Raw genomic sequence first — 23,755 nt, 5'->3', positions numbered from 1 at the left:
CGTACACCGCCGCGGTCATGCCGGCCGGGCCGGCCCCCGCGATAATCACATCATAAATCCGTTCTTCCGTCATAAAACGACTCCTTTCCTAAATCCCTTATAGCTTGTTTAGCAATTGTTTTCCGGCAATCCGGTCATGACAAACTGCTGTTGGCCTTCTTCATTGTCCTGGACATCAAGCTTTACTGCCTGCACAAATTCCAGAACGCGTTCATCTACCGCAACCTGGATGTCATTAATGTTTTCCACCTGATCCTTTTCTTCCGGCTCGCTCAAACCAAGGCCGATCTGGGGGGAACAGCATCCCATTCCTTCATAGGCTACCCGGACATGATCGACTTTATTTTCTGCCATCAGAGTCTGCAGTACCGTTTTTGCTTCGTTTGTAATCTCCATATTTATTTTCCCCTTCGCGTTAAAATATCGTCTGGGCTTTTTTTCGTGCACTCGCATCCCAGGGAAGCGTAACTATTTTATCTGCCAGATTTTTCTTCACGTAATCAATCCAAAATAGCTCTCTCTTTGCTTTTTCCCGTAGAAGAGGGTCATTCGTTTGCGCAGCTGCAAAGCTTTGGTTGATGACCCACCATTTCGGATAAATGCCAGTACGGCCAAGATCCTGCTGCAGACGCTCGGCTTCAAAGACCGGTGTTGTTTCCGGAAGAGTAAGCAGCAGAAAGGCCGTTTCCTCCGGATTTTTCAGCCTCGGCAGCAGCTGCTTCATTGCCTCGGGCGTATGGCCGCTGCTTCGTTCAATTTCTTTAGTATACTGTTCCGCGTGTTCCAGAAGCAGCAGCGTATGGCCGGTCGGTGCTGTGTCTATAACCACAATCTCGTTTTCTGCCCGGGCAGCCACTTCTGAAAAAGCCTGAAATACCGCTATTTCTTCTGTACAAGGCGAGGAAAGATCCTCTTCAATGTAGGCCAGATCAGATTCAGAAACACCGGCAGCAATGGCTTCGGCTTTTGTGGTTTTCTGATAATCCGACAGTGCCTCTTCCGGATTCACGTGACTGACTGTCAATAATGGAGAAAGATCATCCAGATCAATAACGCCGGCCAGATGATCCGCCGGATCGGTTGTCGTTAAATGAACAGCGTGGCCTCGTGCAGCAAGCTTCGAAGCTACCTCAGCTGCCATCGTCGTTTTCCCGACGCCGCCTTTTCCCATCGTAAATACGAGACGGTATTTTTGATCTTCAATATCCTGCACCATGTTCTCCGCTGTCTTTTCCAGGCCATGTTGATGAAACGGCCCGGATTCCTCCACTATAAAAGGTTCATCAAACAAATGAGTTAAGCGGACAGCGCCTGTAGGTATTACCGCATGGTAGGCAAGCGTCCAAAGCGTTTTATCTTCAAAGAAAGCAGGGGCCTGTTCCAATGCTTCTTGCTGGGCGGAGGCAAACAAAGAGGCTGTTGCGTCTTCGGTTCCTGCAGGCTTGAATACCCCATTCATCAAAAATACCTGCTCATGCATTCCCATGCTCCCCAGCTCTTCCGCTGTCCGGGCCGCTTCCTCTAAAGAGGAAGTATCCGGACGCGCGACAATGTATACTGTTGTCTGGGCAGCATCTGCGAGCTGTGTGACCGCCTGTTCATACATTGTTTTTTTATCTGCCAGGCCGGATAACGGGCCAAGGCAGGAAGCACCGTGCGTACTCGTCTGTAAAAAGTCATCCCAGGCCGATGGCAGCTGCAGCAGTCGAAGCGTATGACCGGTAGGGGCTGTATCAAAAATAATGTGGTCATAGTTTTCATGCGGCGCCGTTAACAGCTCTGCAAATTCATTAAAGGCAGCGATTTCAACAGTACACGCTCCCGAAAGCTGTTCTTCCATCTGCGCTACGGCTGTTTCCGGTAAAAGGTTCCGGTATGGCCCAACCACGGCTTCTTTGTACGTTTCGGCCGCTTCTCCGGGGTCGATATTGCTTGCAAACAGTCCCGTTACGTCCGGCACAGCTGATGCCCGGTTATTCAGCGGCATTTCAAGCACGTCATCCAGGTTCGAAGCCGGATCGGTGCTCACAAGCAGTACCTGCCTGCCTTTTCCTGCAAGATAAGCTGCGAGCGCTGAAGCGGAGGATGTTTTCCCGACGCCGCCTTTACCGGTAAAAAACAAGTAGCGGGTATACGTATGATGATCCGGGTGAAAGCGTTTCGTGTTCATCAGGCGATCCCCTTTTTATTTAGAATAGCGGGTATTAAACGACAGTTCGACCGTTGGAACACTTCTATCGGGCTGAAGCTCTTCGGCCTTTTCGTCAAACCAGTCCGCGAGCTGTTCGACGTCCGGATACCCCGCTGTCAATACAATGACCCCGTCTTTCAATACAATTGGAAGAGCTTCGATTCCATCGGTTGTGATGCGCTCGGTGACGTCTCCGGCTGCAGCAAACTGCTCCGGCTGATTAGACAGATTATAGCGTTCAATGTCGTACCCATGCTGCTGAAGACGCTCAACCGCAGCGGCGATCCGCACAAGCTCCGGGTCTGTGCCTGGTCCGCACACACCTGTATCACAGCACATCGCAGGGTCATAAATACGCACCTTTGTCATGCTTATCTTCTCCTCTATTTTACGTTTTCTGTCTGGGCGAAGGCATGGATGCGCTCTTTAATTTCATCACGCACGCGCTGAAAAACCGCCCAGCGTTCTTCCTCGGTACCTTCTGCTTTTGCCGGGTCATCAAAGCCCCAGTGCTCCCTCGTGACGTGTGGTGGTGTCATCGGGCATTTATCGTTGGCATCGCCGCAAAGCGTGACCACCATATCCGCGTTGTTTAAATATTCCGGGTCGATCATGCTCGATTCCTGCGTGGAAATATCGATGCCGACTTCGTTCATGGCTTCGACCGCTTTTGGATTCAGGCCGTGGGCTTCAATACCAGCGCTCCGGACCTCCCATTCATTTCCCAGGAAATAATGGCCGAACCCTTCTGCCATCTGGCTTCGGCATGAATTACCCGTACATAAAAAATACATCTTCTTTTTGTTCATCACTGAATCCTCATTTCATGAAGTATTATTTCGTGCGGTGACAACTCAGTCACAATTGATGCGCAGTCCGTCCCGTTCCAGCTGCTGCAGCTTTTCGTTCTGGTCGGGCACATGCCGGAGAATATCCTCCACCATGCCCGCGGAAGGATGCTCCCGGTTAAATGAATAAAAAATCCAGTGCCCCTTCCGCTGTTCTTTGACAAGGCCGGCGTCCCGGAGCTTTCTGAGATGCTGGCTCACCGACGACTGGGACATATCCAGAAGCTCCACGAACTCGCATACGCAGCATTCGTGGTTCTGTACAAGGCTGACAATGGAAAGACGTGTGTTGTCTCCCAACAGCTTCAGCACAGAAGCAGTGTCCTTGATTTCCGGTTTAATCTTTTCCATACGTTCACCTACCATCATTTTATTATATAAGCATATGCTAATATAAAAATCACTGAACGTCAATGCATAATGCTTAACGTCCAGTGTGCTTTTAATAATATTCTTTAACAAGCTCTGCCATTACCTGATTAGTGCGAAATGCTGTTTTGCCGGTACTTGGACAGACACCTTTTCCAAGCAGTTCATCCACCATAGACTGAATGTGATAATACTGAATATGTTTAGGGTGCTCAATATGAAAAGCCTCTTTCCCGGTTTCGTTTAGAAGGAGGATCGGCTTATCATCAAACGTAGAGAATCGTATTTCCCCTTTTGTGCCAACAATACGGTTATCATCTTCATTTTTATATGAGGAGAAATTCCATACTCCTATCCCAACAGCACCGCTCTCAAATTTCCATGTGCCGCTTACCGTATCTTCCGCCGGGTAGGAATCAGCCAGGTTCACCGCCGAACCCTTCACATCACTCAAAGGGCCGAGCAGGTAATCAAAAAGATCCAGCGTATGGGATCCGACATCATAGAAAAGTCCTGCGCCGCTCTTTTCAGGGATTACTCTCCACGGCCATTCTCCGTTTTCGTCTTTTTGGACGATTTTCTGGTTCTGCTGGATAGAAGCAAACCGAACCTCTCCAATGCTTCCGGCATCCAGCAGTTCTTTTACTTTTCTAAAACGCGGAAGAGATCTTCTATAGTAGGCAACAAACAACGGAACACCATTATTTTCGCAGTCTTTTATCATTTCTGCACATTCGTCTGTGCTGTTTGCCATCGGCTTTTCCACATACACAGGCTTTTCCGCTTTAGCAGCCATTATTGTATATTCCTTATGTGACAAAGGCGGCGTCGCTATATAAACGGCATCCACTTCGTCATCATGGATTAGTTCCTCCGCATTATCATACCAGTTGGGGACCCCGTGACGTTCTGCATAGTCTCTCGCCTTTTCTCCATTTCTCCTCATCACCGCCTGCAGGGAGCTGTTTTCAGCCAGTTGAAAGGCAGGTCCGCTTTTAACCTCTGTCACGTTGCCGCATCCTATGATGCCCCATCGTACATTTTTCATATCGTTTCCTCCCAATTACAAAAATTCATGCTAAAGATTTTGCATATATAAACTGGATGCCCAAATTAAATCATACACTAACCATAAAATATAAGGTAAGAGAAGACTAAAAGAAAAAACATCAATTTTTTTAAGGGTATATGCTAATAAGCCAACAACCAGTGTAAAAGGGATTAAACCAATAAAACCTAAAAAAGTGCTTTGCAGACCAAAAAATAAATAATTCCATACTTCATTTCCTACCAGCATGATCAATGTAAGAACCAAAGCCACCTTTCGCAAATGTGATTCATCAATTTTATGCATTTGCCGGTATAAAATGACGGTCCCCATAATGTAATAAAGAACGCCGACAACTATAAAAAACCATAAAGGAACTAAATACCAGGGCTTGTTAAGCTGAGCGTACCAAACAGTTAAAGCATTACCTACAAAAGCATTTCCCAGCACGGCAAGAGTGCTTACTACAGCTATACTTAATAGTAGCGACTTAATATAATCGTCTCCCTTTCCATCATTTTGTGTGAGGTTTCTCTATATTTAACTGATTTTCCCGATTAATTCTACAATTATACTCCAACACTTCAAGTTCAATATTCATGATCACTTCAATGAATATTATGGATCGAATTACATACCGATACTGATATAATTAAATTACCTGCCGGGTGGTTTTAACAGCTTTCGAAAACTGCGTGAAAGAGATGGTGACGTATGAATTGGAAACCGAAAGGCTAGTCCTCAATCTCTACTTATAGAAAATGACTCGGATCAGCGCGCAGGAACTTTAGATTCGGCGGGAGGGACGTAAATCGAATTTATCTTTGAAAGTGAAAAAATACGTTAAAAGAGAGGTATAATTAATAGTTACTGATAGATAAAGGGAGCAGCTTTTGCTGCCCCCCTTAAACTCGATATGTCTATTACAAACCGACTTGGCCGGCAGCATAGGTGGCGTGCTCTGTGCTGAACCCCTCATAAGTCAATTGGTCGATCAAGCCCTGTCTTGAAAAAGAACTGTACTCAAGATAATTCTCCGCACTGCTAACTGCCTGCTCCTGCCAATCCACAGTAATGTTTTCTACACCATGAGCAGCCTCCGATGAGCTGAAACCGTCATATTCCAACTGTTCGATTAACCCTGATTCAGAGAATGCCGTGTACTCCAGATAGTCTTCGGCCTGAGCGACCGCCTGCTCCTCCCAGTCAACTGAGATATTTTCTACAGCATATGTTGCATCCTCTGTACTAAAGCCTTCATACTCCAATTGCTCGATGAGTCCTGATTTAGAAAAGGCCGTATATTCCAGATAACTCTGAGCCTGACTCACTGCCTGCTCCTGAGAAACAGATCCGCTGGATTCTTCTTCATCCTGACGCTCTTCCTCTTCTTTCGCTTCCTGCTCAGCCTCTTCTTCAGCCTGGCGCTCTTCCTCTTCCCTGGCTTCCTGCTCAGCTTCCTCCTCAGCTTCGCGCTCTTCCTCTTCCCTGGCTTCCTGCTCAGCTTCTTCTTCAGCCTGACGTTCTTCCTCTTCCTTCACTTTCTTTTCTTCTTTTTCTTCGTTATTTTTTTGCTTGTCAGCTTCTTGTTCATCCTTAGCTGCTGTAGCATCTTCCGCTTCTAATTCAGCAGCCTCTTCAGTCGTTTTTTCACCAGCTATTTCTGTAGAAGAGTCAGATGGAGCTAATATAACAAATAAAATTAAAGCGTAAATAATAGAAGCTGTAATCATCTTCCACTTCACCCCGGAACGATACCCCGGAATGCGCTTATACCATTTTTTCTTCTCTGTATACCTCATTAAAATCCCCCCTTTTTTACATATATCGTCTAAATTTTACCATATTAAAGTAAAGCCGGAAATATACTGCGAGAGCGCTTTTAGATATTTTTGGCTGCATTCACGAGAAAAAATGACAAGATTTTTAAGAATTTTACGATCAATGGATTTTCCGAATGTCCAGTGTTCTTTTTTAGCGATTGGGTTGATCGTCTAACAGATGCTAACCTTCGCTCCTCATGAATAAAAACAATAAAAAGCTTCCCACAAGTTCAGTGAACTCATGAGAAGCTTAAAGTAAATTCTATTCAAATGTTAGCAAAATGTCAGCATTCTGCTCATTTTCATTAAAGCTGGGTTATAGCATGGGATTGAGCGGAACCCGGACGAAAACCGCCACGTCCTGTCACAGCGTCCGGGTGACCAACATTCTGTTGATTCACATCCTCTTGACCCACATCATGCCGAACGTGGGTTCCTTACGATAATTAATGGATAATAGTATTCAAATCAATGCTGATTTTAAGCAAAGTTAAGCTAATCTACCATATTGAATAAATAAAAATGGGATCAAATTTGAATAAAAGTATGTTAATTTTAAAACAATTTATAGGAAGGTTTAAAAGATACATAAATGAGCCATAAGATGAATTAATTACCCTGCACCGAAAATGGAAACGAGATAGTATAGTATTTTTATTTTTTACAAATCGCTATGTTATGGAAGCTCTTTAGTTTTTAATCGGTTATTTGGGTTTAATTAAAATATTGGTCTTTTTATTAGAACAGCATTTCGGCAGTTTAAATTTATGAATGCCTCATATGACTTTTCTGCGGTTACTTTTTAATCAAATTTACTATCCTTTGATTAAGCCTTGAAATTAAGCTAAAATAATGCAACATCTAATTTTTGTCATTTTCTCTTTTAATGACATTTTTCTAGTATGTCATTAAATGTGTGACTATGTACGTGACCATGTTTTAAAACGTACCACTTTCACATCTTTTTTTCTCCAAATCCAGTATGTTCTAAAATAGAAACAATAAAGATTATGCAAGGACAGATTAGTAATGCGCTCGCCGTATCGCACCTACCTCAATGGCTACATTTCTCGGCTATAGCCATTCTCCCTCAATTCAAAATCCAGTATCATTGTGTTAAAGTGGAGAAATGAAAACAATTATTTACAAAATTTTATTTGTCTTAGTTTTTAAATTAAAATCATTTCGAAGTAGATATAGAAGAAAAAAGATAACATGAGTGGGAGAGATTTAATTGGCTAAAAAGAGGGTATCGGAATTCACTTCTTACATACATATAAAACATGAATTAAAAAATGATGGATGGGATGTAAGAAATCCTGAAAGAAATGTTGACGGACAACTATATACTCAACAAGAATGTTTAGATCATTCCGAAATAAAGAAACATCTAATAAATCAAAGACCCGAATACGTAATAAAAATTAATGAAGATAATTTTTATGTTGTTGAGGCAAAAGGATCAATTGAGCAATTGGACAATGCATATGAAGAAGCAAAAGATTATGCTCAAAAAATAAACAATAGTGATCACATAAAAGCTAATATAATCACCGGAGTTGCAGGAAACGATGAAGATGGTTATTTAAAAAGAAGTGCTTTTTTAGTCAATGGAAATTTTTATCCGATAAATTACCATGGTAATGAAATCACTAGTCTAGTAAGTCCAAATATAGCTTCTGAATTGCTAGAAAAAAATGAAGCAAAAATTGATAAACTTGATATTAATGAAAAAAGATTATTACACACTGCAGAAGAAATAAATGAAATATTACACTTAGGCTCCATTAATAAAGACGAAAGAGCTTCGGTTATGGCTACTTTATTACTTTCATTTATCGATGATACTAAACCCAATTATAACGCCTCCCCAACAGTTTTTGTTAAAGATATAAATAATAGAGCTGAGGAAGTTCTAATACAGCATAGCAAAAAACAATTTTTCAAGCATATTGAAATTAAACTTCCCAGTAATGAAGAAGCCCAAAAAAAATATAAGAAAGCTTTAGTATTTACTATATTTAAATTAAAGAATATAAATATTAAAGCAGCTATGAATTCAGGGACGGATATTCTAGGTAAATTTTATGAAGTATTCTTAAAATACGGAAATGGTGCAAAGGACATTGGAATAGTGCTAACACCTAGGCATATAACTACCTTCGCGTCTGAAGTTCTGAATATCAATCATCAAGACTTACTATATGATCCTACTTGTGGCACAGGTGGATTTCTTGTTTCGGCATTTGATCACATTAGATCAAATGCTACCGAGAACCAAGTTGGTCTATTTAGGAAACACAGAATATTTGGTGTAGAACAGCAGCCTAAAATAGCGGCTTTAGCAATTGTTAATATGATATTCAGAGGGGATGGTAGTAACAATATTATTGATGATGATTGTTTATCAACAAAATTAAAACCTCTAACTATTAATAGCTCAAAAAGTGCTGAATATGTGAACAGTTCAGAAAATATTACTAGCAAATCGATTACTAAGGTTCTGATGAATCCGCCTTTCTCTTTAAAAAGAGAAGGTGAAAAAGAGTCAAAATTTGTTGATCATGCTTTAGAACAAATGGACGACGGTGGATTAATGTTCGCGATATTACCTCTATCAGTAATGATCAAAAGTGGACACCTAAAAAAATGGCGTAAAGATAAATTACTGAAACAAAATACACTAATATCAGTTATTACTCTACCCCAAAAGCTTTTTTATCCTGTTGCCTCTGTCCATACGTGTGCGATAATTATTAAAAAAGGAATTCCCCATCCTAAAGATCAAAATGTATTTTGGATTAGAGCAGTAAACGATGGGATGGCAACTAAAAAAGGCAAACGATTTTATGACCCTAAAGAAAAAGATGATTACACTAAAATTAAAGAAAAACTGCAACTATTCACTCTAAACCAAAGCACAGATATTAAAAACATACCTGAATTCCAAAAAGTTACACCTATAAACTGGGATGATGCAAATCTTGAACTTGTACCAGAAGCTTATTTAGATATTGATGAACCCAGCCCGTATCAAGTTAAAGAAGGAATGGACGCCCTTGTCCGAGAAACGGCTTCATATATAATTAGGTCTAAGAAGGAAAATGATTTAGATGAATAAAGTAAAATTAAATTCTTTATTTGAATATAAAACCGGGAATCTTCCTGCTCTAGAATTAACCGAAGATGGTGATACACCTCTAGTCTATGGAACAACCCGAAATAACGGTGTAATTAAGCATGTGAAAGTTTACGAAGACACAAAGGTGTTCACCCCTCCTTTAATAACAGTATCTTATTTAGGAACGGCCTTTGTCCAAACCTTACCTTTCACTACTTCCGTAGTTGATAAGAGTAATATTACTATTTTATCCCCTAAAACAAAAATGAGTCTAGAAGATTTGTACTTTTATTCTTCTCAAATTAATAAAATAGCTAAATTTGGGTTTAATTACGGGCGTCGTATGAATCAAAGACAACTAAATAAAATATATCTAATTAAATCAGAAGAGAACTTTCCCAAAATCAACATTAAACAATTATTGCCAAAAGAAGCAGTGCCATATAAATTACCTGAATCAATAACATACAAAGAAATCGAATTAAATGAATTTTTTATGGTTCAAAAAGGTAAGGGAGAGTATCTCGAAAACCACTTGCCAGGGGAAACGCCTATTGTGTCTGCGACATCTTTCAATAATGGAGTAACTGATTTCGTAGATAGCGAGCCTATATTCCCACCACGGACTATTACTGTTGAAAGGATTAAAGGAAAAGCTTTTGTGCAGTTATCCCCTTATACAACTATTCCTGATGACATTTCAGTTCTAACACCTAAGAATGAAATGGAAGTTGGAGAACTATTCTACTTTGCTTATTTAATTTCTAAGGAATCCTAGCGTTATTCTTATGGTCGAAAGTTATCTCCTACAAGGCTTGAAACGAATTTCAAATTGAAAATACCCGTTAACAATAACGGTGAATATTCCAAGAATATAATATTAAATATAGCTAAAAGTTGTTATGGGTGGGAAGAAATTCTAAATCAGCAAAAGGAAGTTAATTACGTTTAACAAATAAAAATAAGTACACCGCCTATAAAGCCACTGAAAAAATCCTAGCTAACTTAAAAAGAGTTACTTTCTTTTGATTTATTAAAGAAAGTAACTCTTTTTTTGCATAATGAAATCACTACATAAAAAGAGGGATTCGATGTTAAAGGCAGTCCGCCTCGAATTTTTAAAGACTGTAAACACCTATGTGAGACGTTTATTAAAAATTAGTGGTATTGATAAGGGACTTATCCCTCACTCCTTACAACACACCCACACATCTCTATTAATTGAAGCCGAAATAGGAATCAAAGAAATTCAGCAACGACTCGGACACACCGATGTAGACACCACAATGAATATCTATGCACACATGACACAAGAAATGGAAGAAAAAGCTTCCCACAAGTTCAGTGAACTCATGAGAAGCTTAAAGTAAATCCTATTCAAATGTTAGCAAAATGTTAGCATTATGCTCATTTTAGCCTTCCCTATCGAGAAGAACCCTTACTACATAAGGGCTGGGCGAGCGACATTACATCATGCCGCCCATTCCGCCCATGCCACCCATGTCTGGCATGCCGCCGCCGGAACCGCCGCCATTTTCTTCTGGAATGTCGGCGATAACTGCTTCGGTTGTCAGGAACATGGAGGATACGGATGATGCGTTTTGCAGCGCGGAGCGGGTAACTTTTGTAGGATCGACAATGCCTGCGTCAATCATGTTTACCCATTCGCCAGTCGCTGCGTTATAGCCGTGTCCAACTGCTTCTGTTTTCAGACGCTCAACGATAACGGAGCCTTCAAGGCCTGCGTTATGCGCAATCTGACGGAGTGGTTCTTCGAGGGCACGGAGAACGATTTTCACGCCGGTTGCTTCGTCGCCTGTTGTGTTGTTCATTTCTTCTTCTACTTTTTTGTAGACGTTCATCAGCGCGGTACCGCCGCCGGAGACAATGCCTTCTTCTACTGCTGCGCGTGTAGAGCTGAGGGCGTCTTCGATGCGGAGCTTGCGCTCTTTCATTTCCGTTTCAGAAGCTGCGCCGACCTTAACAACGGCTACGCCGCCTGCAAGCTTCGCGAGACGCTCCTGAAGTTTTTCACGGTCGAATTCGGAAGTGGTTTCTTCCATCTGCGTACGCAGCTGCGTTACACGTGCACCGATGGTCTGCGGATCGCCGCTTCCTTCAACGATTGTTGTATTGTCTTTATCGATCGTGATTTTGTTGGCGTGACCGAGCTGGTCGATCGTTGCAGTTTTCAGGTCAAGGCCTACATCTTCTGTAATAACCGTACCACCGGTAAGTGTGGCGATATCTTCAAGCATTGCTTTACGACGGTCGCCAAAGCCTGGTGCTTTTACTGCTACTGCGTTGAATGTTCCGCGCAGTTTGTTTACAACGAGGGTTGCCAGCGCTTCGCCTTCCACATCCTCTGCGATGATAAGGATTGGACGGTTCTGTTGTACAACCTGCTCAAGCAGCGGAAGTACTTCCTGAATACTTGTGAGCTTTTTGTCCGTGATTAAAATATACGGGTTATCGAGCTCTGCAGTCATGGATTCGTTGTCGGAAACCATGTACGGAGAAGCATAGCCGCGATCGAACTGCATACCTTCCACAACTTCAAGCTCTGTATCAAGGCCGCGGGACTCTTCGACCGTGATAACGCCGTCGTTGCCCACGCGCTCCATTGCTTCTGCAATGATCTGGCCGATTTCTTCAGACCCTGCAGAAATCGCACCAACCTGCGTGATGGATTCTTTGCCTTCAATCGGCTTGCTGACGTTACGGAGTTCTTCGACCGCTACTTTGGTCGCGTTCTCCATGCCGCGGCGGATACCCATTGGATTCGCACCGGAGGTAACGTTTTTCAGGCCTTCCTGAATCATCGCCTGGGCAAGAACGGTTGCTGTTGTTGTACCGTCACCGGCAATGTCGTTCGTTTTGCTTGCAACCTCGGATACGAGCTGCGCGCCCATATTTTCGAAGTTGTCTTCGAGTTCGATTTCTTTGGCGATGGTTACACCGTCATTGGTGATAAGCGGGGAACCGAACTTTTTTTCCAGAACAACGTTGCGGCCTTTCGGTCCAAGTGTTACTTTTACAGCGTTTGCGAGCTCGTCGACACCGCGGAGCATCGCGCGGCGGCCGTTTTCACTAAACTTAATATCTTTAGCCATGATGAAATCCTCCTAATGTAATAATGATTTCGAAATGAAGCTGATTACTGAACTACAGCGAGGATGTCGCTTTCGCGAACGATTAAATAATCTTTGCCGTCGTATTTCACTTCTGTGCCTGCAAACTTCGAATAAACGACGATGTCGCCTTCGTTTACTTCCGGCGCTACGCGTTCACCGTTGTCTTTTACAGCACCGGCACCTACGGAAACCACGCGTCCCTCCTGTGGTTTCTCCTGAGCGGAGTCCGGCAGCACAATACCGCCAGCGGTTTTTTCTTCTGATTCTACCTGTTCGAGTACGAGTCGATCACCTAAAGGCTTTAACAAGGAAAACAACCTCCTTAGAATATTTTCATCGTCCGTTATATGTAACGGGAACGACAGTAACAACATTTGTTGTTAGCACTCTTTCGATTCGAGTGCTAAACCCAATTATTATATTAATCAACCTGGGCTTTGTTTGCAAGAGGGAAGCGAAAATTTTTTCTTCCTTTTCCCACTCCAGCGCTTGATGGCACCTGAATTCACATTCCCTGCTAATCGTTTTATTAACCTTATATTTCAAAATTGTCATAAATTCGCAAGCGCTCTCTTTATTCTTCCTGCAGGTACCTGTGATACAATTAGAGCGTTCGAAACTGGATTTAACCGAGAGAGATTAGGAGTGATCCCCTTCCATGGCCGCACGTTACTGGAGCATTGTTATTATTTATGTACTTATGCAGCTTTCGGGCATCGTTGCCGTCCCGGCCCTTTTGGCTGTAGGCAGCTTTGATTCCGCGCAGCAGGCTTCGTACTTCTGGATTTTTGCGAGCTTTATCGTCGCTTTGATTGTTATTTTAATTCTACTGATTCCTGAAAGAGGCCAGCGCCTTGCGTTTAATAAGCCAAAAATGCCGTGGCCGAATTCCGTAGCCTGGATTTTTATCGGGTTCGCCCTCGCCTACGCCGGTCAGATCGTTGCCGGTTTGATCGAACAAAACCTGCTCGGCATCGATACGGCGTCTGAAAACACGGCGCAGATCATTGAGCTTGTTAACAGCATGCCGGCCTTTGTCATTATCGTAGCTGTGATCGGACCGATTCTCGAAGAACTGGTGTTCCGTAAAGCTATATTCGGCTCGCTGTACAAACGAACAAACTTTTTTATTGCCGCTATTATCAGCTCCCTGATATTTGCTGCTGTGCATTTGGATTTCACCCACCTGCTCGTTTACACTATGATCGGCTTTGTGTTCGCTTATTTGTATGTCAAAACCGGCCGCATCATCGTGCCGATAATCGTCCACTCCATCATGAACGCATTTGTGGTCGGTATTCAGGTATTGTTCCAGGATGAAATCGAACGCATTATGCGTGAAGCCGAGAGTGCACTTATTCTGCTTGTTCAGGGGTTGATGTAATATGAAAGCTTCTACCGCTGCCCTTTTTTACTTTGTGCTCGGCGGAGTACTGCTGATGTTTACGTACTTTTCCGTCAGCGAGTCCTCCTGGTCGTTCTGGAGCATTCTGCTCGCCGCCTTTGCCGCCTACGACCTCGTAATGGGATTCAATTATCTGCGCCTCATGTCGGAGCAGAAAAAGAAGAAATAGCAAAAGGGACCGCCTGAATGTTGGCTGGTCCCTTTTTTATGGGTCAGTATAAATGAAGTATCCTGCTGGCAGCCTATTCGTTGTCCAGCGGATAATTTTTCAGAAAGTACACGAGCGTCTGCAGCTCGATGGCAAGATCAATATGATGCACGCGTACAGACGCAGGGACGGATAAGCGCGCCGGGGTAAAGTTCAGAATGCCGCTGATGCCTGCCTCCACCAGTTTTTCTCCAGTCGTCTGGGCGGCGGCGGACGGCACGGTGAGCATTGCTACGGAAACGTTATGCTCTTCAAGCTTCTCCGCCAGATCATCGGTATGATACACCGGCACATTTCCAATCTGCTCTCCCACCATGTCTTTATTGATATCAAATGCAGCCACAATCCGGGTGTTTTCATTTTTGGAGAAATTGTAGCGAAGCAGCGCCTTCCCGAGGTTCCCGACGCCGAGAAGTACGACGTCTGTCGCCTCATCCTGGTCCAGGGTAGTCCGGAAAAACGACAGCAGGTACTGTACATTGTAGCCGTACCCTTTCTTGCCGAGCGCGCCGAAATATGAAAAATCCCGGCGGATTGTTGCCGAATCCACCTTGACCGCCTCACTCAATTCGGTTGAAGAAACGCGGGTTTTGCCTGTTGCATACAGGCTTTCCAGAAATCGATAATATAGGGGCAGCCGCTTTGCGGTTGCCTGCGGAATTTTTTGCTGGTCTGTATTCATAATTATTTCCACCTAAATGTATTGTCATTGTCTGTAGACAGTATAGCATGCGTCCCTATGAAAACGTACCGAAACGCTTACCTGCAGCAAGACGTATCCTATTTCGCGTTTCGCCGAAAAGTACGATACACTGATACTATCAGAGTTGTTATTAAAGGAGCTATATAAATATGATTTTACTTCAATGTTCGGGTGTCACCAAGTCTTTTGGGGCAGAAACCGTACTTGATCAAATAAAACTCGAGGTAAAGGAAGGTGAGCGGGTGGCCCTGGTCGGCAAAAACGGGGCCGGCAAATCCACTCTCCTGAAAATTCTTGCCGGTGAATCCTCGTATGATTCCGGTTCGATCACGATGCCAAAGGGCACGACATTCGGGTATCTTGAGCAGCATACCGGCCTGAACAGTGATAAAACGATGTGGGATGAAATGCTTGATGTTTTTACCCACCTGCAAAAAGCTGAAGCGGAGCTGCGTCGTATGGAATCGAAAATGTCCGAGCCCGATATTATTGACGACGCCAGGGCCTATGAAAAGCTGATGGCCGACTATGACCAGCGCCAGCAGGAATTCGAAGCGCGCGGCGGCTACCGCTACGAGTCCGACATCCGCACGGTGCTGGCGGGTCTTGGCTTTGGCAGCTTCTCTCTCGACACGCCGGTGCAGTCGTTAAGCGGCGGCCAGAAGACCCGTCTTGCTCTCGGCAAGCTGCTCCTGGCCAAGCCGGAGCTCTTAATTCTTGACGAGCCGACCAACCATCTTGATATGGATACACTGCGCTGGCTCGAGCAGTATTTAAGCAGTTATCCGGGGGCTGTCCTGATCGTTTCCCACGACCGGTACTTTCTGGACCAGATCGTAACGAAGGTATACGAAATTATTCATAAGAAAGCCCGTTTGTTCTACGGCAACTACAGTGCCTTTCAGGAAAAACGGGCCGAGCTGTTTGAACAGGAAATGCAGGCCTATGAAAAGCAGCAGAAGGAAATTTCTGAGCTTGAAGACTTCGTGCAGAAAAACATCGTACGCGCATCTACAACAAAACGGGCCCAGAGCCGGCGGAAAAAGCTCGAGAAAATGGATAAGCTCGACAAACCGCAGCGGGACGGCAAATCCGCTACTCTGCGCTTCGACATCGACCGTCAGAGCGGCAACGATGTATTGAAAGCAGAAGACCTCACCTTTCGTTTTGACAACAAAGCGCCTGTGTTCGAACGTTTAAATGTCCGGGCCCAGCGCGGTGAGAGCATTGCGCTGATTGGACCAAACGGGACGGGGAAAAGTACCTTTTTAAAAACGATCAAGGGAGACTTTGAACCGGATGAAGGGCATATTCAGCTCGGAAGTAAAGTAGATCTCGGCTATTACGACCAGCAGCAGGCCGAACTGAATTCAGGCAAAACCGTCCTGCAGGAGCTGTGGGATGAATATCCGCTCGAAAACGAAAAGGATATTCGTACCGTGCTCGGCCAGTTTTTATTTACCGGCGAAGACGTACTGAAGCAGGTGTCCGACCTTAGCGGCGGCGAAAAAGCGCGCCTCTCGCTCGCCAAAATGATGATGCAGAAGTCGAATTTTCTACTGCTTGACGAGCCGACCAACCATCTCGATCTCGACAGCAAGGAAGTGCTCGAAGACGCTCTGATTGATTACCCGGGAACAATTTTGTTTGTTTCCCACGACCGGTACTTTCTGAACCGGATTGCAACACGCATTCTCGAAATGGGGGACGGCGACGTCCGCAACTACATCGGGGATTATGATTACTATTTGTTCAAAAAAGAAGAAGAACGGGAAAAAGCAGCGCTTCAGGCCGAGCGTGAAGGACCGAAGCAGGAGGATGCCGGTGCGGCTAAATCCTCGTTTGCAGACGACAAAGCAGCCAAGCGGGAGGCCCGCAAGCGGCAGCGCCGCATCGAGCAAATTGAACAGGATATTGAAGCCAAGGAACAGCTCGTCGAGGAGCAGGAAGCAGCTCTTTTCGAGCCCGACGTATACGAAGACCATGAAAAGGCCGCCGGCTATCAGACCTCAATCAATGAACTGAGAGGCGAGCTAGAGCAGCTGATGGAGGAATGGGAAGAGCTGCAGCTCGAAGAATCCAGTTCCTAGTTACAGCAAAACCCGTGTTCTCTGCAAAAGAGAGCACGGGTTTTTTGTTACGTATGAAGCGGCAGGCCGGGCACCCCGTTTAAATCCATGCCTGAAAAATTTCCCTTTTTCCAGTTGATATAGGCGGCAGCTCCGATCATGGCTGCATTATCGGTACATAAATGAAGCGGCGGGATCTGCAGCTTTACGCCGCTCTCTCTGAATTTTTCTTCCATCGCAGCCCGCAGACCGCTGTTGGCTGCCACACCTCCGACTACCATTACCTGTCTGGCTCCGCAGGCTTCTGCCGCTCGGGCCGTTTTCTCCGTCAGCACGGTAATGACGCTCTGCTGAAAGCTTGACGCAATGTCTTCCGGAGCTAGTTCTTCCCCACGCTGGCGGGCATTATGGAGTGTATTCATGACGGCTGATTTCAATCCGCTGAAGCTGAAATCATACGAACCTTCCTCAAGCCACGCCACAGGCAGCGGTACGGTCGGTGCTCCGGTTTTAGCCAGTTTGTCGAGCTCCGGGCCGCCGGGATACGGCAGGCCGAGAGTACGTGCGACTTTATCATATGCTTCTCCCACGGCATCATCTCTTGTCTGGCCGAGCAGATCATACTCCCCTTCTTCTTTGATCAGCACCAGCTCCGTATGGCCGCCGGATACAACGAGGGCAAGAGCTGGGTACTCCCACTCCGCCTCGAGCCGGGTCGCCTGAATATGACCCGCAATATGGTGAACGCCTATCAACGGCAGCCCCTTCGCGTAGGCTGTCGCTTTTGCGGCGTTCACGCCGACAAGAAGCGCCCCGACAAGTCCCGGGCCTTCCGTTACCGCCACGGCGGACAAATCAGAAAATGTGCTTTCTGCTTCCTCGAGGGCCTGCTCCATTACCTGGGTGATGGATTCCGCATGATGTCTCGAAGCGACCTCGGGCACGACGCCGCCAAAGCGTTTATGGCTTTTCATCTGGGAGAGGACGACGTTGGACCGGATCTCGGTGCCGTTTCTGATAACTGCCGCAGCTGTTTCGTCACAGCTCGTTTCCACAGCCAAAATATCTATTGGTTCATGCTCGTTCATTCATATTCACCCACATTACTATCGCATTTTCATTATTGTCCATATAATAATTTTTTCGCACACCGCCGGGCACGAATCCGAATTTATCGTACAGGTTCCTGGCCGTTTCATTGGTTTCACGCACTTCGAGCGTCATCGTCCGGGCCCCGTATGTGTAGGCAAGCTCCATTAAATTGGCCAGCAGCTCCTGGCCAATTTTCCGTCCGCGGTAGCGTGAATGCACCGCAATGTTGGTTACATGCGCCTCGTCAATGACGATCCACACCCCGCAGTAGCCGACAATTCTGCCTGCGACTTCCGCCACCAGATAATGGGCAAACTGGTTGTTGTACATTTCATTTTCAAACGCTCGCCGGCTCCACGGCATCGAGAAGGCGTTGTGTTCTACTTCCATCACATTGTCTATATCGTCGGCACTCATCATCCGGATCAGTATTTCTGCTTTCATTCGGATCTCCCGCTTTGGGCTTTCTGCCAATTTTTTTCTGCTTCGGCAAGCTGGGCATATTCCGGCACCACTGCGTGTGCATCCTGTGCTTCGCCGGCGGTGCGGGCGATCCGGATAATTTCCGCCGGACGGATTGTCTGTTTCGTCCAGTCTGCAAAAACCGCCCGGCTGCCAAGTCGTTCCCGGATCAGCTCCTGCCGGCTTTCCGTGTCCTCTCCGACAAACAGAATTTGTTCCTGGGTTTGCTCCAGCACCTCGAGCCATTCCGGGAGCAGAATGATCTGGTCTTTCATTTGACGTACTACTGCGTTTTCTTCCGCACTTCCGGAAAAAGCCGCCGTGTAGACCTGATTTCTTCGCGCATCAATCAGTGGAGAAACGAGACCTGGAAATCCGAGACCGTTTTGGGCAAATACCTGAAGCGTTGATACGGGATAAAGCGGGATATTTAAAGCCCAGGCCAATGATTTGGCTGTTGTTACTCCGATGCGCACGCCGGTGTAGGAGCCTGGCCCGGTCGTTACTGCCACCGCATCCAGATCTTCCGGGACAACACCGCTTTCTTTCATCAGTGATTCCACCGCCGGCATCAGACGGACGGAATGATTTTTTTTAATGTTGGTAGTATATTCTCCGAGAATTTTCTGTTCATCTGCAAGAGCGATGCCCAGCACGTGCGTGGATGTGTCAATTGCGAGCATTTTCATCGTTCTGCAACTCCTTCATCTTTGCCTTCCACCGCTCGCCAACGGCTGTCAAAGTCAATTGCCTGCTCGTTTCCCCGGTGTATTGAATATCTATTTCCAGACGATCCTCCGGCCATGCTTCCAGACGAACCGGCCATTCCAACAGCGATACTCCACCTGCCTCAAAGTATTCTTCAATGCCGATTTCCTCTGCTTCCTCCTCTGACAGCCGGTAAAGGTCAATATGAAACAAAGGCAGCCGTCCTTGATATTCTTTAACGATCGTAAAGCTCGGGCTATTCACCATTGTGGTAACTTCCAGGCCTCTGGCAAAGCCTTTGGCAAAATGTGTTTTCCCTGCTCCGAGACTGCCGACCAGCCATATTTTTTCATCTGCCTCCGCGTATCGGCCCAAAAGCTCTCCCCACGCCGCCGTTTCCTCCGGAGACGAAGTGTGGATGACCCACTCTGTCATAGCGTTTCTTCCTTTCTGCTGCTTATGATGGACGAAAATGATTATAGCCTGATTTTTCCAGCTTTGTACGGGAGCCGTTTTCCTGGAGGAACACTTCTCCATTCCCCTCTGAAACCTTTCCAATCGCATACAGTGCAAGTCCGGCTTGCTCGAATCTCCTGCTGAGCTTTTTCCAATCGGAAGAAGCAGCCGTTCCGACCAGTTCGAAATCTTCTCCGCCGTAAAACATATGCTTTTTCATTGTTTGAATCTCCAGCTGCTCCATAGCTTCGTGGACGGGAAGCCCGGAAAAGTCCAGTTCCATCGAAACACCGCTCGCCTCCGCAATCTCACAGCATTCGCTTGCCAGCCCGTCACTTATATCATTCAAGGCAATACGGCCACCGCATTCCACCAGCAGACGTCCTGCCTCTACCTGGGGCACCGGCCGCTGATGATAGGCAATCAATGCTTTTTCCCGCTCAGAGTATGCCCCGTCCCTTGTCCGTTCGAGCAGAAGCTCGAGTCCGGCAGCGGACATACCGACCGGTCCGGTTAAAAACACAATATCATCAGGTTCCGCAGAGCTTCGCAGCAGCTGCTGTTTTTCTTCCACCGCACCGATCACCGTAATACTCACCATTAAGTCGCGACGCGAGGATACCGTATCTCCGCCAATCATATCCATCTGATAGCGTGCACCCAGTTCATTCATTCCCCGGTACAGTTCGTTTAATTCCTCTTCGGACCAGCCGGGCGTTATTGCAATCGATATCACGTAAAAATGCGGCACGCCTCCCATGGCAGCGACGTCGCTAATGTTTGCAGCCAGCGCTTTAAAGCCGATATCAAATGGTTTCATCGTATCTTTTCGAAAATGCACGTCTTCAATCATCGTATCCACGCAGACAATTTCATTCATATGCGCAAGCGGCCGGTACACCGCCGCGTCATCACCTATTCCTACTTCCAGCCGTTCCTGGAAGGTCCGCGTTGGTCTTCGTTCATTAATCCAGTCAAATTCATCGTTTGGCATAAACTGCTCCTCAATGATCTCTCATAATAGTCTCCTGCTAGTTTATCGTATTCTTGCAATCGCGTACAGTAAACGAAAAAAGCATCTCTTCGCTTTTATCCAAAAACTACCCTCTGTGCGTGCTGCACAAAGGGTAGTTCGGTTTCCGGCTTCATTTATTGCAATTTATTTCATAAAAAAAAGCCTTTAAGGCTTTAATGGATTAGTATAATTGGTTGCGGGAGGAGGATTTGAACCTCCGACCTCCGGGTTATGAGCCCGACGAGCTACCAGACTGCTCTATCCCGCGATTTGGTATAGCGCGGCGACGATCTACTTTCACGGGGGGAGAACCCCCGGCTATCATCAACGCTGAAGAGCTTAACTTCCGTGTTCGGCATGGGAACGGGTGGATCCTCTTCGCTGTTGTCACCGCACTATGCATGGTGTCTCTCAACAAGACAATTATTATCTTACCACGCAGGATAAATGAGCACAAGGGGTTTTTAAATATTTTATCGCCATTTTTTATTATTCACAGCAAAGTACACGTCTTCGAGCGAACGATGCATCTGCCTGAAAGCGATTCGCGCTTCCTCAAGCGTTACCTGCTCAAACACCACAGAAGCATTTGGCTGCAGTTGGGCAGCTTTCGATAAATCGGCACTGATGACATTTAACACACGGGCGTAACCTCCCGTCGTCTGCCGGTCAGCCATTAAAATCATCGGCTGGCCGTCTGATGCCAGCTGAATAGTTCCAAACGCCACCCCGTCCGATATAATATCCCCAGTACCAAGCAAAGACACTTCCGGACCCTGGAGCCGGATACCCATCCGATCAGCTTCCTGGGTCACCACATAAGCTTCCCGGAGCAGTCTCTTTCCAGCTTCCGCTGTTAATTTATCAAATTCCGGACCAGCCACTACCCGGAGCGTCTGTTGTTTTTCATAAACTGGAATACTCGCCGGGGGGAGCCGGCGTTCAAAGGGCTTTGGAGCAGCACTTACGTTGCCGCGATACAGGGTATCGCCGCTTTCAAGCTCACGGCCCTCCATCCCTCCTATGCCAGCTTTTGTGTACGTCGAGCGGCTTCCTAAAACGACTGGCACCTCCAGGCCTCCTGCAATACAAAAGTAGGCACGTGCTCCGTGTGCCGGGCCGTTAAAGGTCAGTTCGTCTCCTGCGTAAACTTTTCTCGTTGCCCACATTGGAATGGGTTCTTTATTTACTTCCGGCTGCAAGTTTCCACCTGTAACCGCAATAACCGTCTCTTCGTGAAACGTAAGGGTCGGTCCCATTAACGTCAGCTCCAGTCCGGCTGCGGACAAATAGTTGCCGCAGAGAATGTTCCCCATCCGGAGCGCATACAGATCCATCGCTCCGGAGACCGGTACACCGAGGTGCTGATATCCGGTCCGGCCTGTATCCTGGATAGTCGTAAAGAGCCCTGCTTTTTGTACGGTGCAGACAGGCGTTTTGTTCATATAAATTCCCCCGCTGCCTGCACCGAAGCTCCTTGATGCTCAAGCTGATTCCTTAAATGTTGAATAAACAGAACCGCCTGTTCATTGTCCCCGTGTACACATATGGTATCTGCTTCCATTGCTACAGCTGTGCCGTCCACTGCTTTAATTGTTCCCTCCTGAAGGACATCAAGCACCTGGGCGGCAGCGTCTTCAGGTTTATCGACGAAGGCGTTCTGCTCTTTTCTTGGAGTCAACGTTCCGTCAGCAGTATAGGTACGGTCTGCAAACATTTCCTTTGCTACCCTCAAGCCTTGTCTTTCCCCCGCTGCCTGCAGCTCTGTATGAACAGGGGCAAATAAAAGGAGATTTTCATTAAAATCTTTCACTGCCCGCGCCACTCCTCTGGCAGCAGCGGAATCGCGAAGAGCAGCGTTGTATAAGGCCCCGTGCGGTTTTACATGCTGCATCTGCACGTCCGCTGCACAGCAGAAGGCATGGAGAGCCCCAATTTGATAGAGGCAAAGCTGATAAATTTCTTCTTCATCCATCGCTATGTATCTGCGGCCAAACCCTTCTTTATCCAAAAAGCCGGGGTGGGCACCGACGGCCGTACCATACTGTTTGGCAAGAGCAACTGTACGCGCCATCACTGCCGAATCGCCCGCATGACCTCCGCAGGCAACGTTCGCCGATGACACTAAAGGAAGCACCTTCTGATCCATGCCCAGGGTATAAATACCGTAACTTTCCCCCAGGTCACAATTTAGATCAATGATCATACCTCTCCCTCCTCTTCTACACGGATGCTGTACCCTCCACGGCCGATAGATTTTTCAATTTCAGCGTATTCCTTATATGCGACAGGCTCAAACCGGAGCAGATGGCCCGGGGTTAGAAGCGCAGGTTTATCGTGCGCTGCATTGAACAAAGGCACCGGAGTTTTACCAATAATGTTCCATCCTCCCGGACTGTCAATCGAATACACACCTGTCTGAGCGTCGGCTATGCCAACAGATCCGGCTTCCACTTTTCCTCTTGGTGTTTCCAGGCGGGGAGTATGAAGTCGTTCATCAAGCCCGCCGAGATAAGGAAAACCCGGAGTAAAGCCCAGCATATAAATAAAATAGGATGAACTGCTGTGCAGCTCCACCACTTCGTCTACAGACAGTTCGTTATCTGCTGCAAGACGTTCGATATCCTGTCCAAATGATACGTCATAACAAACCGGCAGATAGTACGTTTTCAATGCACCTTCCGATGCTTTGTCCATGCGCTCAAATACGTTATAAATGAGTTCGTAAAGACGTTCGTACTGTATTTGCAGGGGATTATAATAGACAGTCAATGCGCGGTAGCCTGGAACACACTCACTCATCCCCTCCGGCCGTTCTTTTGTTAAAGCTTCATACAGCCGGTGCACCTTTCGGTTCACGGAGGGAGAAATCACATTTTCAAATTGCACACTTAAGGCATGATCCCCAATAGGTACAATATCCATATAACTTTTCTCCCTCCTAATGATTAATATGTTTATTGTAGCATAGAGAAAAAGGAAAAAAATATAAAAAACCGCTTCCCCGAAAAGGGAAACGGTTGAACTCGCCCGGCAGCGATCTACTTTCACGGGGGGAGAACCCCCGGCTATCATCAACGCTGAAGAGCTTAACTTCCGTGTT

The 23,755-nt window shown here is 46.1% G+C and carries 24 protein-coding genes, 1 tRNA gene, 1 rRNA gene and 1 pseudogene; 6 read left to right on the top strand and 21 right to left on the bottom strand.

Features of this window, described 5'->3' with window-relative positions; genetic code table 11:
- Nucleotides 1-108: 108 nt before the first annotated feature.
- The 8 genes from ACTRXF_RS15775 to ACTRXF_RS15740 form a co-directional block, all read right to left on the bottom strand.
- A complete protein-coding gene (locus ACTRXF_RS15775; protein WP_474262568.1) occupies nucleotides 109-396 on the bottom strand; it encodes an adhesin in 288 nt (95 codons plus the stop codon).
- Between the two features lie 19 nt (nucleotides 397-415).
- Entirely contained in the window at nucleotides 416-2,170 is a 1,755-nt protein-coding gene (gene arsA / locus ACTRXF_RS15770; protein WP_474279760.1) for an arsenical pump-driving ATPase, read from the bottom strand.
- Nucleotides 2,171-2,185: 15 nt separating this feature from the next.
- Nucleotides 2,186-2,560 carry an arsenite efflux transporter metallochaperone ArsD gene (arsD, locus tag ACTRXF_RS15765; protein WP_474279758.1) on the bottom strand — a complete coding sequence of 125 codons (375 nt, stop codon included), beginning with the start codon at nucleotides 2,558-2,560 and terminating at the stop codon, nucleotides 2,186-2,188.
- A gap of 14 nt (nucleotides 2,561-2,574) precedes the next feature.
- Nucleotides 2,575-3,000, bottom strand: coding sequence for an arsenate reductase (thioredoxin) (gene arsC / locus ACTRXF_RS15760; protein WP_474279756.1), 426 nt, complete (start codon nucleotides 2,998-3,000; stop codon nucleotides 2,575-2,577).
- Between the two features lie 45 nt (nucleotides 3,001-3,045).
- Nucleotides 3,046-3,390, bottom strand: a complete 345-nt coding sequence (locus tag ACTRXF_RS15755; protein WP_322527309.1) for an ArsR/SmtB family transcription factor — start codon at nucleotides 3,388-3,390, stop codon at nucleotides 3,046-3,048.
- A 91-nt stretch (nucleotides 3,391-3,481) separates the two neighbouring features.
- Nucleotides 3,482-4,456 (bottom strand): Gfo/Idh/MocA family protein, encoded by a 975-nt coding sequence (locus tag ACTRXF_RS15750; RefSeq protein ID WP_474279754.1) that lies wholly within the window; start codon nucleotides 4,454-4,456, stop codon nucleotides 3,482-3,484.
- A 30-nt stretch (nucleotides 4,457-4,486) separates the two neighbouring features.
- Nucleotides 4,487-4,930 (bottom strand): TspO/MBR family protein, encoded by a 444-nt coding sequence (locus tag ACTRXF_RS15745; protein ID WP_474279763.1) that lies wholly within the window; start codon nucleotides 4,928-4,930, stop codon nucleotides 4,487-4,489.
- 449 nt (nucleotides 4,931-5,379) lie between these two features.
- Complete coding sequence (locus ACTRXF_RS15740) at nucleotides 5,380-6,258, bottom strand: Ltp family lipoprotein (protein WP_474279752.1); 879 nt, start codon at nucleotides 6,256-6,258, stop codon at nucleotides 5,380-5,382.
- A 1,255-nt stretch (nucleotides 6,259-7,513) separates the two neighbouring features.
- Between ACTRXF_RS15740 and ACTRXF_RS15735 the strand changes: the two genes are divergently transcribed.
- The 3 genes and pseudogenes from ACTRXF_RS15735 to ACTRXF_RS15725 form a co-directional block, all read left to right on the top strand.
- Nucleotides 7,514-9,400, top strand: a complete 1,887-nt coding sequence (locus tag ACTRXF_RS15735) for an HsdM family class I SAM-dependent methyltransferase (RefSeq protein WP_474279750.1) — start codon at nucleotides 7,514-7,516, stop codon at nucleotides 9,398-9,400.
- Nucleotides 9,393-10,178 (top strand): restriction endonuclease subunit S, encoded by a 786-nt coding sequence (locus ACTRXF_RS15730; protein WP_474279748.1) that lies wholly within the window; start codon nucleotides 9,393-9,395, stop codon nucleotides 10,176-10,178. The genes ACTRXF_RS15735 and ACTRXF_RS15730 overlap by 8 nt, the downstream gene beginning before the upstream one ends.
- A 334-nt stretch (nucleotides 10,179-10,512) precedes the next feature.
- Nucleotides 10,513-10,770 (top strand): annotated as a pseudogene (locus tag ACTRXF_RS15725) (tyrosine-type recombinase/integrase); the annotation flags it as partial.
- 96 nt (nucleotides 10,771-10,866) lie between these two features.
- On the opposite strand, the gene groL reads toward ACTRXF_RS15725, so the two are convergent.
- A complete protein-coding gene (gene groL / locus ACTRXF_RS15720; protein ID WP_474279746.1) occupies nucleotides 10,867-12,513 on the bottom strand; it encodes a chaperonin GroEL in 1,647 nt (548 codons plus the stop codon).
- Nucleotides 12,514-12,557: 44 nt separating this feature from the next.
- Nucleotides 12,558-12,842: a co-chaperone GroES gene (groES, locus tag ACTRXF_RS15715; protein WP_322527306.1), complete on the bottom strand. Its 285-nt coding sequence runs from the start codon at nucleotides 12,840-12,842 to the stop codon at nucleotides 12,558-12,560.
- A 350-nt stretch (nucleotides 12,843-13,192) separates the two neighbouring features.
- Between groES and ACTRXF_RS15710 the strand changes: the two genes are divergently transcribed.
- A complete protein-coding gene (locus ACTRXF_RS15710) occupies nucleotides 13,193-13,918 on the top strand; it encodes a lysostaphin resistance A-like protein (RefSeq protein WP_474279743.1) in 726 nt (241 codons plus the stop codon).
- A gap of 1 nt (nucleotide 13,919) precedes the next feature.
- Complete coding sequence (locus ACTRXF_RS15705; RefSeq protein WP_413645747.1) at nucleotides 13,920-14,108, top strand: DUF4305 domain-containing protein; 189 nt, start codon at nucleotides 13,920-13,922, stop codon at nucleotides 14,106-14,108.
- Nucleotides 14,109-14,181: 73 nt separating this feature from the next.
- On the opposite strand, the gene ACTRXF_RS15700 is transcribed toward ACTRXF_RS15705, so the two are convergent.
- On the bottom strand, nucleotides 14,182-14,829 hold the full coding sequence (locus ACTRXF_RS15700; protein ID WP_474264216.1) for a redox-sensing transcriptional repressor Rex: 648 nt from the start codon (nucleotides 14,827-14,829) through the stop codon (nucleotides 14,182-14,184).
- A 170-nt stretch (nucleotides 14,830-14,999) separates the two neighbouring features.
- Here ACTRXF_RS15700 and ACTRXF_RS15695 point away from each other — a divergent pair, with 170 nt between their 5' ends.
- Nucleotides 15,000-16,940, top strand: coding sequence for an ATP-binding cassette domain-containing protein (locus ACTRXF_RS15695; protein ID WP_474264214.1), 1,941 nt, complete (start codon nucleotides 15,000-15,002; stop codon nucleotides 16,938-16,940).
- A gap of 47 nt (nucleotides 16,941-16,987) precedes the next feature.
- Here ACTRXF_RS15695 and tsaD read toward each other — a convergent pair whose 3' ends face one another.
- From tsaD to pxpB, 10 genes are all read right to left on the bottom strand, one after another.
- Nucleotides 16,988-18,007, bottom strand: a complete 1,020-nt coding sequence (gene tsaD, locus ACTRXF_RS15690; RefSeq protein WP_474279741.1) for a tRNA (adenosine(37)-N6)-threonylcarbamoyltransferase complex transferase subunit TsaD — start codon at nucleotides 18,005-18,007, stop codon at nucleotides 16,988-16,990.
- On the bottom strand, nucleotides 17,994-18,455 hold the full coding sequence (rimI, locus tag ACTRXF_RS15685; RefSeq protein WP_322527301.1) for a ribosomal protein S18-alanine N-acetyltransferase: 462 nt from the start codon (nucleotides 18,453-18,455) through the stop codon (nucleotides 17,994-17,996). The genes tsaD and rimI overlap by 14 nt, the downstream gene beginning before the upstream one ends.
- On the bottom strand, nucleotides 18,452-19,162 hold the full coding sequence (tsaB, locus tag ACTRXF_RS15680) for a tRNA (adenosine(37)-N6)-threonylcarbamoyltransferase complex dimerization subunit type 1 TsaB (protein ID WP_474264210.1): 711 nt from the start codon (nucleotides 19,160-19,162) through the stop codon (nucleotides 18,452-18,454). Before tsaB ends, rimI begins: the two co-directional genes overlap by 4 nt.
- Entirely contained in the window at nucleotides 19,143-19,616 is a 474-nt protein-coding gene (tsaE, locus tag ACTRXF_RS15675) for a tRNA (adenosine(37)-N6)-threonylcarbamoyltransferase complex ATPase subunit type 1 TsaE (protein WP_474264208.1), read from the bottom strand. Before tsaE ends, tsaB begins: the two co-directional genes overlap by 20 nt.
- 22 nt (nucleotides 19,617-19,638) lie before the next feature.
- Complete coding sequence (gene thiL, locus ACTRXF_RS15670) at nucleotides 19,639-20,631, bottom strand: thiamine-phosphate kinase (RefSeq protein WP_474264206.1); 993 nt, start codon at nucleotides 20,629-20,631, stop codon at nucleotides 19,639-19,641.
- Nucleotides 20,632-20,843: 212 nt separating this feature from the next.
- Nucleotides 20,844-20,920: transfer RNA gene (locus ACTRXF_RS15665), tRNA-Met, on the bottom strand.
- Nucleotides 20,921-20,930: 10 nt separating this feature from the next.
- Nucleotides 20,931-21,047 (bottom strand): 5S ribosomal RNA (gene rrf / locus ACTRXF_RS15660).
- A gap of 78 nt (nucleotides 21,048-21,125) precedes the next feature.
- Nucleotides 21,126-22,097, bottom strand: a complete 972-nt coding sequence (locus ACTRXF_RS15655) for a 5-oxoprolinase subunit C family protein (protein WP_474279739.1) — start codon at nucleotides 22,095-22,097, stop codon at nucleotides 21,126-21,128.
- Nucleotides 22,094-22,858, bottom strand: coding sequence for a 5-oxoprolinase subunit PxpA (locus tag ACTRXF_RS15650; protein ID WP_474264202.1), 765 nt, complete (start codon nucleotides 22,856-22,858; stop codon nucleotides 22,094-22,096). The genes ACTRXF_RS15655 and ACTRXF_RS15650 overlap by 4 nt, the downstream gene beginning before the upstream one ends.
- The gene (pxpB, locus tag ACTRXF_RS15645; protein ID WP_474279737.1) at nucleotides 22,855-23,577 is read right to left on the bottom strand and encodes a 5-oxoprolinase subunit PxpB; all 723 of its coding nucleotides are present in this window, start codon (nucleotides 23,575-23,577) and stop codon (nucleotides 22,855-22,857) included. The genes ACTRXF_RS15650 and pxpB overlap by 4 nt, the downstream gene beginning before the upstream one ends.
- Between the last annotated feature and the right edge of the window lie 178 nt (nucleotides 23,578-23,755).

The organism is Marinococcus sp. LNHM3E3-2.2 (genome assembly GCF_056034385.1).
The sequence above is the reverse complement of the archived record's forward strand: the minus strand, read 5'-3'. Positions and strand labels throughout refer to the sequence as shown.

Bases quoted from the DNA above. Each gene is read 5' to 3' on its own strand.
- ACTRXF_RS15775 (WP_474262568.1), bottom strand. From the start codon at position 396: ATGGAGATTACAAACGAAGCAAAAACGGTACTGCAGACTCTGATGGCA.
- arsA (WP_474279760.1), bottom strand. From the start codon at position 2,170: ATGAACACGAAACGCTTTCACCCGGATCATCATACGTATACCCGCTAC.
- arsD (WP_474279758.1), bottom strand. From the start codon at position 2,560: ATGACAAAGGTGCGTATTTATGACCCTGCGATGTGCTGTGATACAGGT.
- arsC (WP_474279756.1), bottom strand. From the start codon at position 3,000: ATGAACAAAAAGAAGATGTATTTTTTATGTACGGGTAATTCATGCCGA.
- ACTRXF_RS15755 (WP_322527309.1), bottom strand. From the start codon at position 3,390: ATGGAAAAGATTAAACCGGAAATCAAGGACACTGCTTCTGTGCTGAAG.
- ACTRXF_RS15750 (WP_474279754.1), bottom strand. From the start codon at position 4,456: ATGAAAAATGTACGATGGGGCATCATAGGATGCGGCAACGTGACAGAG.
- ACTRXF_RS15740 (WP_474279752.1), bottom strand. From the start codon at position 6,258: ATGAGGTATACAGAGAAGAAAAAATGGTATAAGCGCATTCCGGGGTAT.
- ACTRXF_RS15730 (WP_474279748.1), top strand. From the start codon at position 9,393: ATGAATAAAGTAAAATTAAATTCTTTATTTGAATATAAAACCGGGAAT.
- groL (WP_474279746.1), bottom strand. From the start codon at position 12,513: ATGGCTAAAGATATTAAGTTTAGTGAAAACGGCCGCCGCGCGATGCTC.
- ACTRXF_RS15710 (WP_474279743.1), top strand. From the start codon at position 13,193: ATGGCCGCACGTTACTGGAGCATTGTTATTATTTATGTACTTATGCAG.
- ACTRXF_RS15705 (WP_413645747.1), top strand. From the start codon at position 13,920: ATGAAAGCTTCTACCGCTGCCCTTTTTTACTTTGTGCTCGGCGGAGTA.
- ACTRXF_RS15700 (WP_474264216.1), bottom strand. From the start codon at position 14,829: ATGAATACAGACCAGCAAAAAATTCCGCAGGCAACCGCAAAGCGGCTG.
- ACTRXF_RS15695 (WP_474264214.1), top strand. From the start codon at position 15,000: ATGATTTTACTTCAATGTTCGGGTGTCACCAAGTCTTTTGGGGCAGAA.
- tsaD (WP_474279741.1), bottom strand. From the start codon at position 18,007: ATGAACGAGCATGAACCAATAGATATTTTGGCTGTGGAAACGAGCTGT.
- rimI (WP_322527301.1), bottom strand. From the start codon at position 18,455: ATGAAAGCAGAAATACTGATCCGGATGATGAGTGCCGACGATATAGAC.
- tsaB (WP_474264210.1), bottom strand. From the start codon at position 19,162: ATGAAAATGCTCGCAATTGACACATCCACGCACGTGCTGGGCATCGCT.
- tsaE (WP_474264208.1), bottom strand. From the start codon at position 19,616: ATGACAGAGTGGGTCATCCACACTTCGTCTCCGGAGGAAACGGCGGCG.
- thiL (WP_474264206.1), bottom strand. From the start codon at position 20,631: ATGCCAAACGATGAATTTGACTGGATTAATGAACGAAGACCAACGCGG.
- ACTRXF_RS15655 (WP_474279739.1), bottom strand. From the start codon at position 22,097: ATGAACAAAACGCCTGTCTGCACCGTACAAAAAGCAGGGCTCTTTACG.
- ACTRXF_RS15650 (WP_474264202.1), bottom strand. From the start codon at position 22,858: ATGATCATTGATCTAAATTGTGACCTGGGGGAAAGTTACGGTATTTAT.
- pxpB (WP_474279737.1), bottom strand. From the start codon at position 23,577: ATGGATATTGTACCTATTGGGGATCATGCCTTAAGTGTGCAATTTGAA.